This window comes from Pseudomonas sp. H1_F01 (assembly GCF_054681425.1).
The window spans coordinates 6,481,769-6,498,938 of sequence record NZ_CP162823.1 but is presented as its reverse complement, the minus strand read 5'-3'; the positions used below and the strand labels follow the sequence as shown (position 1 = coordinate 6,498,938).

The window sequence follows — 17,170 nt, the reverse complement described above, 5'->3', positions numbered from 1 at the left end:
ATGGGGGTGGGCAAGACGGTCTACAAGGGTGAAGTTAAAACTGGCGTTTTCGCCTGGTTTTCATGCTGCCAAAGACAATCATCACACCCCCTGTGGGAGCGAGCCTGCTCGCGATAGCGGTCTGTCAGTCAACTTTTATATTGACTGGTCCACCGCTATCGCGAGCAGGCTCGCTCCCACAAGGGGTTTCGGCGCGGCATTCATGGCGTCGAAATTAACTCAAATCGATGACAGGGAGCTATAGGACAGCGAACGTGCCTTGCGCTTTTGCGACCAGTTTGTCGCCTTGCATCACCTCGGCCTCGACCACCAGCGTGCGCCGACCGGGGTGGATGACCCGAGCGGTGCACAACACGTCGCCGTCGGACACTGCGCGAATGTAGTTGATCTTGCATTCGATGGTCGCGCTCTGCTGGTCAAAGCCATGGACACTGGAGCAGGCCAGTCCCATGGCGATGTCCACCAGGCTGAACAGCGCGCCGCCGTGCAGCTTGCCGCCGCGATTGCGCAGCGGCGGCTCAAGGCTCAGGGCGACTTGCGCCACCCCGTCCCCAAGGCTGTGCAGACGGCAGCCGAGCAGCTTGAAAAACGCGCTCTCCACCAACTCGGCTGGCACGTCCATCAGCGTTTCTTCAACTGCTTGGCGTTGGCGAACAACGAGGCCATGGCGTTGTTCGCCGGGGCCGCGGTGGCGGTTTCCTTGCGTGGCGCGGTGTTTTGCGACTGGCGTGGCGTCGAGCCGGGACGCGCACCACGGGCACCGTCGACTTTCTCGCCCGGTGTGTCGCTCATGCGCATCGACAGGCCGACGCGTTTGCGCGGGATGTCGACTTCCATGACCTTCACTTTCACCACATCACCGGCTTTCACCGCTTCGCGCGGGTCCTTGATGAACTTCTCGGACAAGGCCGAGATATGCACCAGACCGTCCTGGTGCACGCCGATGTCGACGAAGGCACCGAAGTTGGTGACGTTGGTCACCACGCCTTCGAGGATCATGCCCGGCTGCAGGTCCTTTAGGTCTTCGACGCCGTCCTGGAACTCGGCGGTCTTGAACTCGGGGCGCGGGTCGCGGCCCGGTTTCTCCAGTTCCTGGAGGATGTCGGTGACGGTGGGCAGGCCGAAGGTTTCGTCGGTGAACTTCTTCGGGTCCAGGCGCTTGAGGAACCCGGCGTCACCGATCAGCGAACGGATGTCGCGGTCGGTCTGGGCGGCGATGCGTTGCACCAGCGGGTAGGCTTCAGGGTGGACAGCGGAGGAGTCCAGCGGGTTATCGCCGTTCATCACCCGCAGGAAGCCGGCGGCCTGTTCGAAGGTCTTTTCACCCAGGCGCGGGACTTTCTTCAACGCGGCGCGGGTCTTGAACGCGCCGTGTTCGTCACGGTGGGTGACGATGTTCTGCGCCAGGGTGGCGTTCAGGCCGGAGATACGTGCCAACAGCGCCACCGAAGCGGTGTTCACGTCAACGCCCACGGCGTTCACGCAATCCTCCACCACCGCGTCCAGGCCGCGCGCCAGTTTCAACTGGGAAACATCGTGCTGGTACTGGCCGACACCGATGGATTTCGGGTCGATCTTCACCAGTTCCGCCAGTGGATCCTGCAGGCGACGGGCTATGGACACCGCGCCTCGGATCGACACGTCCAGGTCCGGGAATTCCTTGGAGGCCAGTTCCGACGCCGAGTAAACCGAAGCGCCTGCCTCGGAAACCATGACCTTGGTCATCTTCATGGCTGGGTATTTCTTGATCAACTCGGCAGCCAGCTTGTCGGTCTCGCGGCTGGCGGTGCCGTTGCCGATGGCGATCAGGTCCACCGAATGCTTGGCGCACAGGGCGGCGAGCACGGCGAGGGTCTGGTCCCACTTGTTGTGCGGCACGTGCGGGTAGACCGTGGCGTGGTCCAGCAGCTTGCCGGTGGAATCCACCACGGCCACCTTGCAACCGGTGCGCAGGCCCGGGTCCAGGCCCAGGGTGGCGCGTGGGCCGGCCGGTGCGGCCAGCAGCAGGTCATGCAGGTTGTGGGCGAATACGTTGATTGCCTCGGTCTCGGCGTTATCGCGCAACTCGCCCAGCAGGTCGGTTTCCAGGTGGGTGTAGAGCTTGACCTTCCAGGTCCAGCGCACCACCTCGGCCAGCCATTTGTCGGCGGCGCGATTCTGGTTCTGGATGCCGAACTGCTGGCCGATCATGCCTTCGCACGGGTGCATGGTGCCGGGCAATTCTTCACCGACTTTCAGTGCGGAGCTGAGGATGCCTTCGTTGCGACCACGGAAAATCGCCAGGGCGCGGTGGGACGGCATGCTCTTGAGCGGTTCGTCGTGTTCGAAGTAGTCGCGGAACTTCGCGCCTTCCTCTTCCTTGCCGGCGATCACCCGGGCGCTGAGGGTAGCTTCCTGCTTGAGATAGCTACGCAGTTTTTCCAGCAGGTTGGCGTCTTCGGCGAAACGCTCCATGAGGATGTACTTGGCGCCTTCCAGCGCCGCTTTTACATCCGCCACGCCTTTTTCGGCATCGACGAAGCGCGCGGCTTCGGCTTCCGGGGCCAGGGTCGGATCGTTGAACAGGCCGTCGGCCAGCTCGCCGAGGCCGGCTTCCAGGGCGATCTGGCCCTTGGTGCGGCGCTTTTGCTTGTAGGGCAGGTACAAGTCTTCGAGGCGGGTCTTGGTGTCGGCCAGCTTGATGTCGCGCTCAAGTTGCGGGGTCAGCTTGCCCTGCTCCTGGATGCTGGCCAGGATGCTGATGCGCCGTTCGTCGAGTTCTCGCAGGTAGCGCAGGCGTTCTTCCAGATGCCGCAATTGGGTGTCATCGAGGCTGCCGGTCACTTCTTTCCGGTAACGGGCGATGAAAGGCACCGTGGAGCCTTCATCGAGTAGCGCGACGGCCGCTTCGACCTGTTGTGGGCGTACACCGAGTTCCTCGGCGATGCGGCTGTTGATGCTGTCCATAAAACCACCTGACAAATTGTGAAATCAGGCTCGCCGCCGCAGAAGCAGGGCTCGGCGAGACTGGTTGAGCGGCCTGGCATGCGCCGCTGCCTGGGTCAAAAGGCTGCCTGTTGACCCGCGAAATTCAAAAAATGCTGCCTGGCCAAGGGGAAAAAAATGGCACGCCGGGTCACGATCCGGTATTCCCTGGCACAAAAGGCCGCGCATTATAACCAGCGTTCCGCCCTGAGGGGGGGACATGGTCTGTAGGCTTGATACCCGGATTTGTGGTGATGGAGGAAAAATCTGCTAACAATGCACACGGTGCGTATAACGGCAGCTAGGCCATAATGCGCGCCGAGATCAAAGGAGCTTCCTATGAGCAGCACTGCACAAACTGCTGAAGGCGAAAAAATTCTTATTGTTGACGACGATCCGGGGCTGAGCAGCTTGCTGGAACGCTTTTTCGTCAGCAAGGGCTACCGCGCCCGCACCGTACCGAACACCGAGCAAATGGATCGACTGCTGGCCCGTGAAGTTTTCAACCTGGTGGTGCTCGACCTGATGCTGCCTGGTGAAGACGGCCTGACAGCCTGCCGCCGCCTGCGTGGCGCCAACAACCAGATCCCGATCATCATGCTCACCGCCAAGGGCGACGAGCTGAGCCGTATCAAGGGCCTGGAACTGGGCGCCGACGATTACCTGGCCAAGCCGTTCAACCCCGACGAACTGATGGCCCGCGTCAAGGCGGTGCTGCGTCGTCAGTCGGCGCCGGTACCTGGCGCGCCGGGTAGCGAAGATGAAAGCGTGACATTCGGCGACTATGAGCTGTCCCTGGCCACTCGCGAGCTCAAGCGCGGTGATGAGGTCCATATGCTCACCACCGGCGAGTTCGCGGTGCTCAAGGCCCTGGTGATGAACGCCCGCCAGCCGCTGACCCGGGACAAACTGATGAACCTGGCCCGTGGCCGTGAATGGGATGCGCTGGAGCGCTCCATCGACGTGCAGATTTCCCGTCTGCGCCGGATGATCGAACCCGATCCTTCCAAGCCGCGGTATATCCAGACCGTCTGGGGCGTGGGTTACGTGTTCGTGCCGGATGGCGCCGCCAGCAAGTGATCGGCGATTTGTAGGAGCGGGTGGCCTGGCCGGTTGAAATGTCTTCTTCCAGGCGACTCGCGGTCTGTCATTGTGCGAGCATCGCTCGCTCCTGCAAGTGTGTAGCGGTTATTCATGAAAACCCCCGTTTGGTTCCCCCAGAGTTTCTTCTCCCGCACCCTCTGGCTGGTGCTGATCGTCGTGCTCTTCTCCAAGGCACTGACGCTGGTGTACCTGCTGATGAACGAAGACGTTCTCGTGGATCGGCAGTACAGTCACGGCGTTGCCTTGACGCTGCGGGCCTATTGGGCGGCGGACGAAACCAACCGAGCGAAAATTGCCGAGGCGGCGACGCTGATCCGCGTTGTCGGTGCCGGCGTGCCGGAGGGCGAGCAGCACTGGCCCTACAGCGAGATCTATCAACGCCAGATGCAGGCCGAACTGGGTGCCGATACCGAGGTGCGATTACGCATGCACTCGCCGCCGGCGCTGTGGGTACGAGCCCCGAGCCTGGGGGATGGCTGGCTGAAAGTGCCGTTGTACCCGCATCCGCTGCGCGGCCAGAAAATCTGGAACGTGCTCGGCTGGTTCCTGGCCATCGGCCTGCTGTCGACGGCGTCGGCGTGGATCTTCGTCAGCCAGCTCAACCAACCATTGAAACGCCTGGTCTACGCCGCCCGCCAACTGGGCCAGGGGCGCAGCGTGCGGCTGCCCATCAGCGATACACCCAGCGAGATGACCGAGGTCTACCGTGCCTTCAATCAGATGGCCGAGGATGTCGAACAGGCCGGGCGCGAGCGTGAGTTGATGCTCGCTGGTGTCTCCCATGACCTGCGCACGCCGCTGACCCGGCTGCGGTTGTCGCTGGAGTTGATGGGCGAGCACACCGATCTGACCGACGAGATGGTCCGCGACATCGAGGACATGGACGCGATTCTCGACCAGTTCCTGGCGTTCATTCGCGACGGTCGTGACGAGTCTGTGGAAGAGGTGGACCTAAGTGAATTGGTGCGGGAGGTGGCCGCGCCCTATAACCAGAACGATGAGAAAGTGCACCTGCGCCTGGAGCCGATCCAGCCGTTCCCGTTGCGCCGGGTGTCGATGAAGCGTTTGCTGAACAACCTGATTGGCAATGCACTGAACCATGCTGGCACCGGCGTCGAAGTCGCGGCCTATGTCTCCGGTGACACCAGCGCGCCTTACGTGGTGCTGAGCGTCATGGACCGTGGCGCCGGCATCGATCCTTCTGAGCTGGAAGCCATTTTCAACCCCTTCACTCGCGGTGATCGCGCCCGGGGCGGGAAGGGCACGGGGCTGGGCCTGGCCATCGTCAAGCGCATCGCTTCGATGCACGGCGGCAACGTCGAACTGCGAAATCGTGTCGGTGGCGGGCTGGAAGCTCGGGTGCGCTTGCCGTTGGGCTTGATGCTGCCTCGGGATGCGGTGTAGCGATCTCCCTCAAGCAAGACAGAGAACCTGTGGGAACAAGCTCAGCTCCCACAAAGGCTCACTTCCACAGGGTTTGTGTTGAGTCAGCCCTTGCCCTTGGTCCGGGTCATGTTCGGCCCGCCATTCTTTTCCAAATGCTCGATGATGATCCCGGCCACGTTCTTGCTCGTGGTGGTTTCGATCCCTTCCAGGCCTGGCGAGGAGTTGACTTCCATCACCAGCGGTCCGTGGTTGGAGCGCAGGATGTCCACGCCCGCCACGGCCAGGCCCATGACTTTCGCGGCCCGCAGGGCGGTCATGCGTTCTTCTGGGGTGATCTTTATCAGGCTGGCACTGCCGCCGCGATGCAGGTTGGAGCGGAACTCTCCGGGCTTGGCCTGGCGTTTCATCGAGGCAATCACCTTGTCGCCGACCACGAAGCAGCGAATGTCCGCGCCACCGGCTTCCTTGATGTACTCCTGGACCATGATGTTCTGCTTAAGGCCCATGAACGCCTCGATCACCGATTCCGCCGCCGTCGCGGTTTCACACAGGACCACGCCGATGCCCTGGGTGCCTTCCAGCACCTTGATCACCAGCGGTGCGCCGTTGACCATCGCAATCAGGTCGGGAATGTCGTCGGGGGAGTGGGCAAAACCGGTTACCGGCAGGCCGATCCCGCGCCGTGACAGCAACTGCAGCGAGCGCAGCTTGTCCCGGGAGCGGGCGATGGCCACCGACTCGTTGAGGGGAAACACCCCCATCATTTCGAACTGACGCAACACGGCGCAGCCATAGAACGTCACCGATGCGCCGATACGCGGGATCACCGCATCGAACCCTTCCAGCGGCTTGCCACGGTAATGGATTTGCGGCTTGTGGCTGGCGATGTTCATGTAGGCGCGCAGGGTATCGATCACCACCATTTCATGGCCTCGTTCGGTCCCGGCTTCAACCAGACGACGAGTGGAATACAGACGCGGATTACGCGACAGCACAGCGATCTTCATGCAACACCTGTGGCAGAGGTAGTGGACACCGGGAATGCCGGCTTGTCTTGAACGTATTTGATACCCGGATTGACCACCAGTTGGCCGTCGATCAAGGCTTTGGAGCCCAGTAACAGGCGGTATCGCATGGACTTGCGGCAAGCAAGGGTGAACTCGACCCGCCAGATCCGATCACCCAGTGCCAACGTGGTGCTGATCACGTAGCGGACCTGGGCGTGGCCGTTGGAGCTTTTTATTGTCTTGCGGGCCACCAGCGGGGCTTCGCAGCGGCGATGGCGCAATTGCACGACCGTACCGAGGTGCGCAGTGAAGCGCACCCACTTTTCGCCATCGCGCTCAAATGGCTCGATGTCGGTGGCATGCAGGCTGGAGGTGCTGGCGCCGGTGTCGATTTTTGCCCGCAGGCCCACGACTCCCAGATCCGGGAGCGCCACCCACTCGCGCAGACCGACAACGGTCAAATGGTCAAAAGTCTTCAATAAAAAAACCTGCGATCAGTACATCGGATCGTGGACTCCGCGAATCGCGGTATTCACGCAGAATAATCACAAAATGGCGACAGTTATCTACGCGCTTGTTTGTGCTTGTAACCGATTTCGAGCCAAGCCATGCATGTGGAGGCGATTTGACGGGCATTCTATCCGTCGGGCCGGATTCGTGCGCCCGACAAAAACGGTAGTACAGTTCCGGCTATTGGCAGAAAAGAGGAATGGCAGTGGCACAAAAAAAGGAAGAGGACGACAAGGTCCGTCTCGATAAATGGTTGTGGGCGGCGCGATTCTACAAGACGCGGGCGCTGGCCAAGACCGCCATCGAAAGCGGCAAGGTTCATCACCGCGGAGAACGTTGCAAGCCGGGCAAAGAGCCACGCGTTGGCGATGAATTTGTCATCCGCACCGGTTTCGATGAAAAGACCGTGGTGGTCGAAGCCTTGTCGATCGTGCGTCGCGGCGCGCCTGAAGCCCAGGCGCTGTATCGCGAAACCGAAGCCAGCATCGCCAAGCGCGAAACCGCCGCCGCGCAACGCAAGGCCGGCGCCCTGGGGGTCAGCACCGACGGCAAGCCGAGCAAGAAGCAGCGCCGGGACCTGTTCAAGTTTCATGGCAGCAATAGCGAATAAAGCGCCGGTCATTTCACCCGTGGCGAGGGAGCAAGCTCCCTCGCCACAATGTGTCAGCCTACACATTCAGATGAGGTGTCAGCACCTTCCCGTCAGGCAAGCCTAAGCCTTGCTTGGAACCCACCCTGAATGCCCATAAAATGCCTGCCATCATTTGTCATCACCTCAGATACCAGACCCTATGACTGATTTACCGGATACCGACTACACCCAACGTTTCATCTTCGATGACAGCGACGCCCGTGGCGAACTGGTGGCGTTGGAGCGTAGCTACGCCGAAGTCCTCGCCAAGCACGCCTATCCGGAGCCGGTCGCACAACTGCTCGGCGAGCTGATGGCGGCTGCGGCGTTGTTGGTGGGCACCTTGAAGTTCGATGGCTTGCTGATTCTCCAGGCGCGCTCCGAAGGTCCGGTGCCGCTGCTGATGATCGAGTGCTCCAGCGAACGTGAGATCCGTGGCCTGGCCCGTTATCACGCCGAGCAGATCGCGCCCGACGCGACCCTGGCTGACATGATGCCCGACGGCGTGCTGGCCCTGACGGTCGACCCTACCCATGGCAAGCGCTACCAGGGCATCGTCGATCTCGACGGCGCGACCCTGGCTGAATGCTTCACCAACTACTTCGTCATGTCCCAGCAGACCAATACCCGCTTCTGGCTCTACGCCGACGGGCGGCGTGCCCGCGGTTTGCTGCTTCAACAACTGCCTGCCGATCGCCTTCGCGACGCGGAAGAACGTGATGCCAGCTGGCAGCACATCAACGCTCTGGCCAGCACCTTGAGCGCCGATGAGCTGTTGAGCCTGGACAACGAAACCGTGCTGCATCGCCTCTATCACGAGGAGCAGGTACGCTTGTTCGATGGACAGCCGTTGCGCTTCCAGTGCAGTTGCTCTCGTGAACGTTCTGCCAATGCGCTGGTCAGTCTGGGTCTGGAAGATGCGCAGCAACTGGTGATCGAGCATGGCGGTGCCATCGAGATCGATTGCCAGTTTTGCAACGAGCGCTACCTGTTCGACGCGGCGGACATCGCGCAATTGTTCGCCGGTGCGGGTGTCGACACACCGTCAGATACTCGTCACTAAAACGATTCAGCGCAGGTAAATCTCCTGGCAAACGCCGGATTTACGCCGTACTGACGGGAGGGCCCTACTCTTTTTGGGGTTTTCTGGCATAATCCGGCCCACTTTTTTCGGGTAGTAGTGCGCGACTTCCTACTACAAAACGTTTGGAGCACTCGGCCACGGGCCGACGGGGAATCTCATGACGCAAGCCAATAACGCCGTGTACACCGATCTGAGTGTCGATGATCTGGTCAAAGAAGCCCTGAATCGCGGTGAAGGCGAGCTTGCCGATACTGGCGCGCTGGTTGTTCGTACCGGTCATCGTACCGGTCGCTCGCCAGTCGACCGTTTCATCGTGGAAGAGCCAACCACCCAGGACGCCATCGCCTGGGGCCCGATCAACCGCAAGTTCCCGGCCGACAAGTTCGATGCCCTGTGGAACCGCGTCGAAGCCTACCTGGGCGAGCGCGAGCGTTTCGTATCCCACGTGCATGTAGGCTCCGATCCTGCGCACTACCTGCCAGTCAAGATGACCACCGAGACCGCGTGGCACAACCTGTTTGGCCGTTGCCTGTTCATCAACCCCGAGCAATACAACGCCGGCGGCAAGGATGAATGGCAGATCATCAACGCGCCGAACTTCGTCTGCGAGCCTGAGCGCGACGGCACCAACTCCGACGGCACCGTGATCATCAACTTCGCGGCCAAGAAAGTGCTGATCGCCGGTATGCGCTACGCCGGTGAAATGAAGAAAGCCCTGTTCTCCGTGCAGAACTTCCTGCTGCCGGCCGTTGACGTGCTGCCGATGCACTGCGCCGCGAACATGGGCGAAGAGGGCGATGTGACCCTGTTCTTCGGTCTGTCGGGCACTGGCAAGACCACCCTGTCCGCTGACGAGAGCCGTTATCTGATCGGTGACGACGAGCACGGCTGGGGCGTGGGTGTGGTCTTCAACATCGAAGGCGGCTGCTACGCCAAGTGCATCGACCTGTCCGAGAAGAACGAGCCAGTTATCTGGAAAGCCATCCAGCACGGCGCCGTACTGGAAAACGTCGTCCTGGACCCGGTCACCAAGAAAGCCGACTACGCCGACGACAGCCTGACCCAGAACAGCCGCGCCGCCTACCCGCGTGAGCTGATCGAAAAACGCGCACCGAAAAACCTCGGTGGCGAGCCAAACGCTGTGATCTTCCTGACCTGCGACCTGACCGGTGTACTGCCGCCTGTGTCGATCCTCAGCGAAGAACAAGCCGCCTACCACTTCCTGTCCGGCTACACCGCACTGGTGGGCTCGACTGAAATGGGTTCGGGCAGCGGCATCAAGTCGACCTTCTCCACCTGCTTCGGTGCCCCATTCTTCCCGCGTCCGGCTGGTGAATACGCTGAGCTGCTGATCAAGCGCATCCGCGGTTTCGGCTCCAAGGTCTACCTGGTCAACACCGGCTGGACCGGCGGCGGCTACGGCGTCGGCAAGCGTTTCAATATCCCGACCACCCGTGCGGTGATCGCAGCGATCCAGAGCGGCGCGCTGATCGGTGCTGAAACCGAACACCTGGACATCATCAACCTGGACGTGCCGCTGGCTGTTCCAGGCGTCGAGACTGGCCTGTTGAACCCACGCAACACCTGGGCCGACAAAGCTGCCTACGACGAAGCGGCCAAGGCATTGGCCGGTCTGTTCACCGAGAACTTCAAGAAGTTCGACGTGAGCGACGCGATCAAGGCGGCGGGTCCGCAGCTGTAAGGCTTGGTTAGCGAATAAAAAAGCCGCCCTTCATGGGCGGTTTTTTTATGGGCGACTATTTGAGGCGCCCCGATCAACTAGGCCTCTTCCACTTCCCGCGTATCCCATCGTTGCGCCTTGATCGCCTTATAGAGCATGCCGATGGTCAGTGGCGTCTTGTTCCCACGGCCCTTGGCCCTGCGCTTTTGAAACACATCAAATCCTTCAGGCTGAAAATAGCGGTAGGCGTCGTAGTCGATGAGCTCGATGGCGAACCGTTCTTCCAAGGCCTCCATCAGATGCCGGGCATCCGCGCCGTCACAACCCAGGTCGAGATTGATCGCGGTGTCCAGGCGGATCGTCTTGCGTTCAGGCAGGCCGATCTCTTCGTGCAGCAATTCCATGAGCTGGCGCATGGCGTGATCGTCGGGGAAGTCTGGGGCGAGGTACATGGCGAGGTTCCGGGAGGTTGGCGTGCGTCCGTCTGAAGGGAAAGTTTAGGGGGAAATCGTTGCCCGTTGGAAAAGAAGAAAGATCTCACAGCAGTCTCGGAACCGTCTGCTGAGTAAACCTTTAGTCGCCCGGTAAGGTTCGCCACGCCCTTTCAATGGGGGCAATGGCGATCGAGCAAGGACGAAGCATGACGAAAGGAAAGGCCAGTGTCCCGCAGGCCTGGGAGCATTACGGTGGTGATCGGGGCTACAGGATCCTGCGGGCCATGACCCCCAGCGAACTGGCAAAAAGAGATGCCGATCAACACACCTATGAGGCCATGCTCGCCAGGCAGACGGCGTACATGAGCGAGCGTCTGGCCCAGGTCCGCGAAGCATCACCTTCCGACGTGAAGGGCTGTGTATTTGCAAAGTCCTGCAATCTGGCTGTTTCGGTAATCGACTACCACAACCCGAGCGGCTACATCCCGACTGAAGCCTTGAGGGAGTACGGCCAATTTACCTTGTTGGGTGGGCGTCAAGCAGACGAGTCAGGGCGCATTCAGCTTAAGAGTATCAGTGGGTCGTTGCCGACAAGCTTCGGCACGTTTGCCTTGGGTAGGACGATGCCGGTCTCCCTTGGTGCTGCTGCCGCGGTCAGCGCTCCTGTGGCGGCGGGTGTGCTGATCGGCCTGGTCGGATTGCTGATGCCCACGAACCTGGGTGACGGCTCGTTGTACACCGAAGAGCAACTGCGCTCCCTGGAGCAGGCTCGCACCCGGGTTCGGTTGCATGTCGAAACCCAGGTCGATGGAACACTCAAGGGATACGGCTACAACACCCAGACGCGACGTGACTGGGAAATGATTCCCGTGGTCACGTTCCAGGCTCGCGGCGAGCAGCAGGTGGCGGACTTTGGCGATGGGGTCGAATTGATCTGGACGCCGGCAGTCGATCCATCCGCCACGCTGGGCATCCCGACGCTGGAGGCCGCGCCACAGGCTCCGCACATATGGATTTTTCCGCCAACGCCTGCGGCGGACAGCATCATCGTCAACCCGATTTATCCGCCGCAGTACAAGGATTTCATTCTTGTGTTTCCGGCGGATTCTGGGGTTTCGCCGTTGTATATCGTGCTCAGCATTTCTGATCACAAATATCACCCGACCCCGAAAGGTGTAATTCCTGCTTTTCCTGATCTTGTTCGCGGTCGGTCAAAAACTCCCGTACAAGGAGGTGGAGGATTACGTCCACGTTGGCACGACCGGAAAGGCAATATTTATGATGGGACCGGCAGCATAGCGCCCTTGAAAAGTACAACCCGCGTGGAAACCATTTGGGTGAGTTCAATCACATCACGGGCGAACAGACCAAAAAAGCGGATAAGACAAGGAAGGTAGAGCCATGAGTTTTGGGGTGTTGGGTTTTTATCCTGGTAAGGATGAGCTGGTATTTGAGCAGAGCATCAGCTTGTCGGTGGAGGACTTGAAGCCCGTGATGCAATGGGCAGGTAGTAATGATCATATTGGTGCGGACTTCAGGCTTTCAGCAAAGCAAGTGCTTGAAATCGAGCGGTTGGCATCATTGGTTCTTCCTCAAGGACTGGATCTTTATTTAACGTCTTATGACTGAACACCAAGCTCAAACTGTCAGCTATCAAACGTCTCCGCGCGTGCGTTGACTCCCGAGTCGATCAGCGTCACGGCCATTCAGGCTGTATCATCCCGTATCGATTCGACCCCGACCTTTTCTCGACTCACCGCGTTGTCCCGCTAGGCTTTGGGCATCGCAGCAGTCAAAGGAGCGACCGCGCATGCACAGCACCCTGGAACAGGTTTTCGGTTATCCACAGTTTCGTCCCGGTCAGGAGGCGGTCATCGGCGCCGTGCTGGCCGGTCGGTCGGCAGCGGCCATTTTCCCCACCGGCTCAGGCAAGTCCTTGTGTTATCAATTGCCGGCCCTGCTATTGCCTCATCTGACCCTGGTGGTCTCGCCACTGCTGGCGCTGATGCAGGACCAGTTGGCGTTCCTCAAGCGCCACGGCATTGCGGCGGCGAGTATCGATTCGGCCCAGGGTCGTGATGAAGCCAACGACGCCATGGCACGAGCCCGTTCGGGTGAGTTGAAGATCCTGATGATTTCTGTGGAGCGCCTGAAGAACGAGCGCTTTCGCAACTTCTTGCAGCAGGTGCCGATCTCGTTGCTGGTGGTGGACGAGGCCCACTGTATTTCGGAATGGGGGCATAACTTTCGACCTGACTACCTCAAGCTTCCCGATTACCAGCGTGAGTTCAATATTCCTCAGGTCTTGCTGCTGACGGCCACCGCGACACCCAAGGTCATCGCCGACATGCAGGCGAAATTCGCCATCGCCGCCGTGGATGTGGTGACAACCGGTTTCTACCGCTCGAACCTCAATCTGCTGGTCGAGCCCGTGCTGGGAGCCGACAAGCGCGCACGGCTGGTGCAGTGGCTGGGCGAACGTGCCGGGCAGCCGAGCATCGTCTACGTGACCTTGCAGCGAACCGCCGAGCAGATCGCCGAACACCTGGGCCGGCACGGGATCGAGGCCGAGGCCTATCACGCCGGTTTGCCCCATGAACAACGCGAAGATATCCAGCGGCGGTTCATGGGCGGGCAATCCAATTGCATCGTCGCGACCATCGCTTTTGGCATGGGCATCGACAAGAGTGACATTCGCAACGTCGTGCATTTCGACCTGCCCAAGTCCATCGAAAACTACAGCCAGGAGATCGGCCGCGCCGGTCGGGACGGGCAGCCTTCCGATTGCCTGGTGCTGGCCAACCGCGACAGTCTCAACGTGCTGGAAAACTTTGTGTATGGCGATACACCGGAGCTTGCAGGCATTCGTTGCGTGCTCGATGAGCTGCAGGCCGCCGCTCCCGATGGGCAATGGGAGTTCTTGCTGGGACCCCTGGCGGACCAGAGCAACATCCGGCAGTTGCCACTCAAGACGTTGCTGGTCCAGTTGGAGCTACGTCGGCTGATCGCGCCGCGCTATGCCTATTTCGCGGAGTACCGCTTCAAGTTCCTGACTGAGCCACAACAATTGCTGGAGCGCTTCGAAGGCGAGCGAAGGGACTTCGTCTCGGCCATCATCCAGACCTCCAGTCGCGCCCGGGCCTGGGCCACGGTGAATTTCGACGGGATGTACCAGCAATATCACGCTGAGCGTAATCGCGTGGTCAAGGCGCTGGATTATTTCCAGGAAAAAGGCTGGATCGAGCTGGAAAGCAAACAGATGACCGAGGTGTACAGCGTGCTGGAAGGGGGCCTGGATACGCAGGTCTTGAGCTCCGAGCTACACGCCTATTTCACCCGGCACGAGCAAGGTGAAATCGCGCGGATCCACGCCATGCTCGAGTTGTTCGCCACCGACCGTTGCCTGGGTTATCGCCTGGCGCAGTATTTCGGCGATGACAATGCGCCACGCGAGTGCGGTCATTGCTCGGTGTGCCATGGGCATATCGCTCGCCTGCCGGAGCCGCCGGCGTTGCCGCCGCTTGTGGATAAAAACTTCGAGGCGCTGTGTAGCGACTTTATCCACAAGCATGAGCAGCACAGCGGCAGCGTGCCGTCTGCCGAGCGCCTCACCCGCTTCCTGTGCGGGATCGGCATGCCGCTGTTCACCCGATTGAAGGCGCGGAAAATCCGCGGATATGCCGCACTGGAGGCGTATCCATACGCTGAAGTTCGTCAGTGGGCCCAGGCGCACCTGTGAGCTGCATCCATCCGCTGAATGCCCTGCATCACACGAATAAATTTCAAAAATATTCGGTGGCTGACTAAGGTGAAGGCTGTCTTCGGATCGCCAACAAGAGAGCAAACATGAGCCAGACACCTTTCGATATTCAGCGTGCCGCGGTGGTCGGTGCAGGCACCATGGGCCGGGGCATCGTGATGTGCCTGGCCAACGCGGGCGTGGCGGTACAGTGGGTCGACAACAATCCGCAGATGCTCGAGCAGGCACTGGTGGCCGTGGCCGAGACCTATGCCCATGGCGTGCGTCAGGGCCGTATCGATCAGGGTGAGGCCGACGCGCGGATCGCCCGGGTGACACGGGCAGATGATTACGCGGCAATCCGCAATGTGGACCTGGTGATCGAAGCGGTTTACGAAAACCTCGAACTCAAACAGAAAATCTTTCGTGAACTGGACGGCCTGCTCAAGCCCGAGGCTATCCTGGCGAGCAACACCTCGGCGCTGGACATCGATGCCATCGCCGCTGTCACCCGCCGGCCCGCCCAGGTCCTGGGCCTGCATTTCTTCAGCCCGGCGCACATCATGAAGCTGCTGGAAATCGTTCGCGGCGCGCACACCTCCACAGCGGTGCTGGACGCGGCGTTGGTTCTGGGCAAGCGCATGGGCAAGGTCAGCGTTGTATCAGGCAATTGCCATGGATTCATTGGCAACCGAATGCTTCATCCTTATGTGCTGGAAGCGCGCAAGATGCTGCTGGAGGGGGCATTCCCCCATCAGGTGGATGCCGCGTTGCAAGGCTTTGGTTTCGCCATGGGACCGTTTCGTATGTACGACGTCGTTGGCATCGATCTGGAGTGGCGCGCCCGTGAGCTGGCGGGCAAGGGCCAGGATGCGCCCGAGGTGCAGGTGGACAACCGTTTGTGCGAACTGGGACGGTTCGGCCAGAAAAGCGGCAATGGGTACTATCACTACGAGCCGGGCAGTCGACAGGCCGAGCATGATGTCGAGGTCGATGCGCTGGTGCTACGGGTCAGTGAAGCGCTGGGTTTCCAGCGGCGCGAGATTGGCCCGGAGGAAATCCTCGAGCGGTGCTTGCTGGCGCTGGTCAACGAGGGGGCAAAGATCCTGCAGGAAGGCATTGCCGAGTCGGCCCATGACATCGACCTGGTCTACCTCAACGGCTATGGTTTCCCTGCCGACAAGGGCGGGCCGATGGCCTGGGCCGACGGGCAGGGGCTGGAGGATATCCACGCACGCCTGCTGGAGCTCGAAACGAAGCAGGGCGACCAGTGGAAGCCAGCGCGCCTGATCGGCGATCTGGCAGCGCAGGGCAAGGGCTTCGCGAAGGCCTGAGGCCGGGTCAAGCCAAGGTCATTGAACAACCGTAAAGGACACCTGATGCCCCAACGCAACGAATACCGACACTTGCAAACCATTACCACGCGCTGGCACGACAACGATGTGTACGGTCACGTCAATAACGTCACCTATTACAGTTTTTTCGATAGCGCAGTGAATACCTACCTGATCGAAGTCGGTGGCCTGGATATCCATGATGGAGAGGTGGTGGGGTTCGTGGTGAGTTCAGCCTGTGACTACTTTGCCTCGATCGCTTTTCCTGACCGGATTGAAATCGGCCTGCGGGTAGGGAAGTTGGGCAGCAGTTCGGTGCAGTACGAGCTGGCGGTGTTCAAGGTCGGCGAGGAGGAGGCCTGCGCGGCGGGACGTTTTGTTCACGTATTCGTGGACCGGGCGTCGAATCGGCCGGTGGCGATTCCGGACCGGCTACGTGGGGCTTTGGAATTGTTGGTGGTCTGAAACAAAAAATCGCAGCCTCCTGTCAGCTCTGGAAGCTGCTGGAGGCTGCGATCTTCAACGGCGGTTATCAGTCAGCCGTTAGTCGCGGTAGTAGCGATGATGTTTTTTGCGATGCCCGTAGGCATGGCCACGACCCGGGTGGCCATCGCGGTAGTAGCGGCGATCACCGCGGCGACCGTCATAACGACGATCATCGTCATCGTCCTTGCCCATGTAGTTACCCAGGGCGCCACCAGCGCCGCCGCCTGCAGCTGCACCGATCAGGCTGCCAGTGGTGCCGCCGACGCTACGGCCGACCACGTTACCGCCGGCTGCGCCCAGTGCGCCGCCGATCGCCGCTTCGCCGCGGCTGTGTTTGTCTGCGCCGACTGCACTGCCGCCCGCGCCACCCAGCGCCGCGCCGATAGTGGAGCCGGTGTTGCCGCCCAGGGACTGGCCGACGACCGAACCCAAAACCCCGCCCAATGCGCCGCCCACACCTGCTTCGGCAGTACCGCCGGCAGAAGCGATGCCACTGGCCAGGCTAAGGGACAACAAGAGAATGGAGGAGAACTTCATAGAGGAGCCTCAAAGGGATGACGGCGCGATCCTGAGGCTGGCTTCGCTTGGTTACAATAGAAATCCGACGAGTAACACGACTTGTGCACAATTCTCTAAGTTATTGTTTTTTGGTGGGAACTTAAGGCAAATTGGCCGGTCTTTAGCTACTTCGGACAGGCCGTTTTCTTTGGAAAACGGCCTTTTTTGTGGGCGTTCGAAAAGTACGATCATGGGAGCAAAGCTTGCTCGCGACAGGCGACTCTATTTCTGCAAGACCGCATCGCTTTCATC

General features: G+C 60.4%; 15 protein-coding genes and 1 pseudogene. 10 read left to right on the top strand and 6 right to left on the bottom strand.

The features are described 5' to 3' along the window. Window positions 1-238: 238 nt before the first annotated feature. Window positions 239-622 carry a PaaI family thioesterase gene (locus AB4O09_RS29260; RefSeq protein WP_003196688.1) on the bottom strand — a complete coding sequence of 128 codons (384 nt, stop codon included), beginning with the start codon at window positions 620-622 and terminating at the stop codon, window positions 239-241. Beyond that, on the bottom strand, window positions 622-2,946 hold the full coding sequence (locus tag AB4O09_RS29255) for a Tex family protein (protein WP_003196689.1): 2,325 nt from the start codon (window positions 2,944-2,946) through the stop codon (window positions 622-624). The genes AB4O09_RS29260 and AB4O09_RS29255 overlap by 1 nt, the downstream gene beginning before the upstream one ends. A gap of 357 nt (window positions 2,947-3,303) precedes the next feature. On the opposite strand from AB4O09_RS29255, the gene ompR reads away from it, so the two are divergent. Further along, complete coding sequence (gene ompR, locus AB4O09_RS29250; protein ID WP_003196691.1) at window positions 3,304-4,044, top strand: osmolarity response regulator transcription factor OmpR; 741 nt, start codon at window positions 3,304-3,306, stop codon at window positions 4,042-4,044. A 114-nt stretch (window positions 4,045-4,158) separates the two neighbouring features. Then, complete coding sequence (locus AB4O09_RS29245) at window positions 4,159-5,472, top strand: ATP-binding protein (protein ID WP_003196694.1); 1,314 nt, start codon at window positions 4,159-4,161, stop codon at window positions 5,470-5,472. Window positions 5,473-5,555: 83 nt separating this feature from the next. On the opposite strand, the gene rimK is transcribed toward AB4O09_RS29245, so the two are convergent. Continuing rightward, window positions 5,556-6,461, bottom strand: a complete 906-nt coding sequence (rimK, locus tag AB4O09_RS29240) for a 30S ribosomal protein S6--L-glutamate ligase (RefSeq protein WP_003196697.1) — start codon at window positions 6,459-6,461, stop codon at window positions 5,556-5,558. After that, the gene (gene rimB / locus AB4O09_RS29235; protein ID WP_003196699.1) at window positions 6,458-6,940 is read right to left on the bottom strand and encodes a retropepsin-like aspartic endopeptidase RimB; all 483 of its coding nucleotides are present in this window, start codon (window positions 6,938-6,940) and stop codon (window positions 6,458-6,460) included. The genes rimK and rimB overlap by 4 nt, the downstream gene beginning before the upstream one ends. A 236-nt stretch (window positions 6,941-7,176) precedes the next feature. Between rimB and AB4O09_RS29230 the strand changes: the two genes are divergently transcribed. The 3 genes from AB4O09_RS29230 (at window position 7,177) to AB4O09_RS29220 (ending at window position 10,388) form a co-directional block, all read left to right on the top strand. After that, window positions 7,177-7,581 carry an RNA-binding S4 domain-containing protein gene (locus tag AB4O09_RS29230; RefSeq protein ID WP_003196700.1) on the top strand — a complete coding sequence of 135 codons (405 nt, stop codon included), beginning with the start codon at window positions 7,177-7,179 and terminating at the stop codon, window positions 7,579-7,581. Window positions 7,582-7,762: 181 nt separating this feature from the next. Next, window positions 7,763-8,665 (top strand): Hsp33 family molecular chaperone HslO, encoded by a 903-nt coding sequence (gene hslO, locus AB4O09_RS29225; protein WP_003196701.1) that lies wholly within the window; start codon window positions 7,763-7,765, stop codon window positions 8,663-8,665. A 178-nt stretch (window positions 8,666-8,843) separates the two neighbouring features. Beyond that, on the top strand, window positions 8,844-10,388 hold the full coding sequence (locus AB4O09_RS29220) for a phosphoenolpyruvate carboxykinase (protein WP_027911793.1): 1,545 nt from the start codon (window positions 8,844-8,846) through the stop codon (window positions 10,386-10,388). A gap of 77 nt (window positions 10,389-10,465) precedes the next feature. Here the strand turns inward: AB4O09_RS29220 and AB4O09_RS29215 are convergent, their stop codons facing one another. Beyond that, complete coding sequence (locus AB4O09_RS29215; protein ID WP_003196705.1) at window positions 10,466-10,819, bottom strand: DUF1493 family protein; 354 nt, start codon at window positions 10,817-10,819, stop codon at window positions 10,466-10,468. Window positions 10,820-11,007: 188 nt separating this feature from the next. On the opposite strand from AB4O09_RS29215, the pseudogene AB4O09_RS29210 reads away from it, so the two are divergent. The 5 genes and pseudogenes from AB4O09_RS29210 (at window position 11,008) to AB4O09_RS29190 (ending at window position 16,339) form a co-directional block, all read left to right on the top strand. After that, window positions 11,008-12,206 (top strand): annotated as a pseudogene (locus AB4O09_RS29210) (colicin E3/pyocin S6 family cytotoxin). Beyond that, on the top strand, window positions 12,203-12,430 hold the full coding sequence (locus tag AB4O09_RS29205) for a hypothetical protein (protein ID WP_003196709.1): 228 nt from the start codon (window positions 12,203-12,205) through the stop codon (window positions 12,428-12,430). The pseudogene AB4O09_RS29210 and the gene AB4O09_RS29205 overlap by 4 nt, the downstream one beginning before the upstream one ends. Window positions 12,431-12,611: 181 nt before the next feature. Further along, on the top strand, window positions 12,612-14,540 hold the full coding sequence (locus tag AB4O09_RS29200) for a RecQ family ATP-dependent DNA helicase (protein ID WP_069971241.1): 1,929 nt from the start codon (window positions 12,612-12,614) through the stop codon (window positions 14,538-14,540). A gap of 107 nt (window positions 14,541-14,647) precedes the next feature. After that, complete coding sequence (locus AB4O09_RS29195) at window positions 14,648-15,874, top strand: 3-hydroxyacyl-CoA dehydrogenase (protein WP_003196713.1); 1,227 nt, start codon at window positions 14,648-14,650, stop codon at window positions 15,872-15,874. Between the two features lie 45 nt (window positions 15,875-15,919). Next, window positions 15,920-16,339 carry an acyl-CoA thioesterase gene (locus AB4O09_RS29190; protein WP_003196715.1) on the top strand — a complete coding sequence of 140 codons (420 nt, stop codon included), beginning with the start codon at window positions 15,920-15,922 and terminating at the stop codon, window positions 16,337-16,339. Between the two features lie 78 nt (window positions 16,340-16,417). Here the strand turns inward: AB4O09_RS29190 and AB4O09_RS29185 are convergent, their stop codons facing one another. Then, on the bottom strand, window positions 16,418-16,897 hold the full coding sequence (locus AB4O09_RS29185) for a glycine zipper domain-containing protein (protein ID WP_003196716.1): 480 nt from the start codon (window positions 16,895-16,897) through the stop codon (window positions 16,418-16,420). Between the last annotated feature and the right edge of the window lie 273 nt (window positions 16,898-17,170).

What these genes read in the sequence shown, in the direction of transcription:
- AB4O09_RS29215 (WP_003196705.1), bottom strand. Translation starts at nt 10,819, where the DNA reads ATGTACCTCGCCCCAGACTTCCCCGACGATCACGCCATGCGCCAGCTC.
- AB4O09_RS29220 (WP_027911793.1), top strand. Translation starts at nt 8,844, where the DNA reads ATGACGCAAGCCAATAACGCCGTGTACACCGATCTGAGTGTCGATGAT.
- AB4O09_RS29195 (WP_003196713.1), top strand. Translation starts at nt 14,648, where the DNA reads ATGAGCCAGACACCTTTCGATATTCAGCGTGCCGCGGTGGTCGGTGCA.
- AB4O09_RS29260 (WP_003196688.1), bottom strand. Translation starts at nt 622, where the DNA reads ATGGACGTGCCAGCCGAGTTGGTGGAGAGCGCGTTTTTCAAGCTGCTC.
- AB4O09_RS29200 (WP_069971241.1), top strand. Translation starts at nt 12,612, where the DNA reads ATGCACAGCACCCTGGAACAGGTTTTCGGTTATCCACAGTTTCGTCCC.
- ompR (WP_003196691.1), top strand. Translation starts at nt 3,304, where the DNA reads ATGAGCAGCACTGCACAAACTGCTGAAGGCGAAAAAATTCTTATTGTT.
- AB4O09_RS29185 (WP_003196716.1), bottom strand. Translation starts at nt 16,897, where the DNA reads ATGAAGTTCTCCTCCATTCTCTTGTTGTCCCTTAGCCTGGCCAGTGGC.
- rimK (WP_003196697.1), bottom strand. Translation starts at nt 6,461, where the DNA reads ATGAAGATCGCTGTGCTGTCGCGTAATCCGCGTCTGTATTCCACTCGT.
- AB4O09_RS29190 (WP_003196715.1), top strand. Translation starts at nt 15,920, where the DNA reads ATGCCCCAACGCAACGAATACCGACACTTGCAAACCATTACCACGCGC.
- AB4O09_RS29255 (WP_003196689.1), bottom strand. Translation starts at nt 2,946, where the DNA reads ATGGACAGCATCAACAGCCGCATCGCCGAGGAACTCGGTGTACGCCCA.
- hslO (WP_003196701.1), top strand. Translation starts at nt 7,763, where the DNA reads ATGACTGATTTACCGGATACCGACTACACCCAACGTTTCATCTTCGAT.
- AB4O09_RS29245 (WP_003196694.1), top strand. Translation starts at nt 4,159, where the DNA reads ATGAAAACCCCCGTTTGGTTCCCCCAGAGTTTCTTCTCCCGCACCCTC.
- AB4O09_RS29205 (WP_003196709.1), top strand. Translation starts at nt 12,203, where the DNA reads ATGAGTTTTGGGGTGTTGGGTTTTTATCCTGGTAAGGATGAGCTGGTA.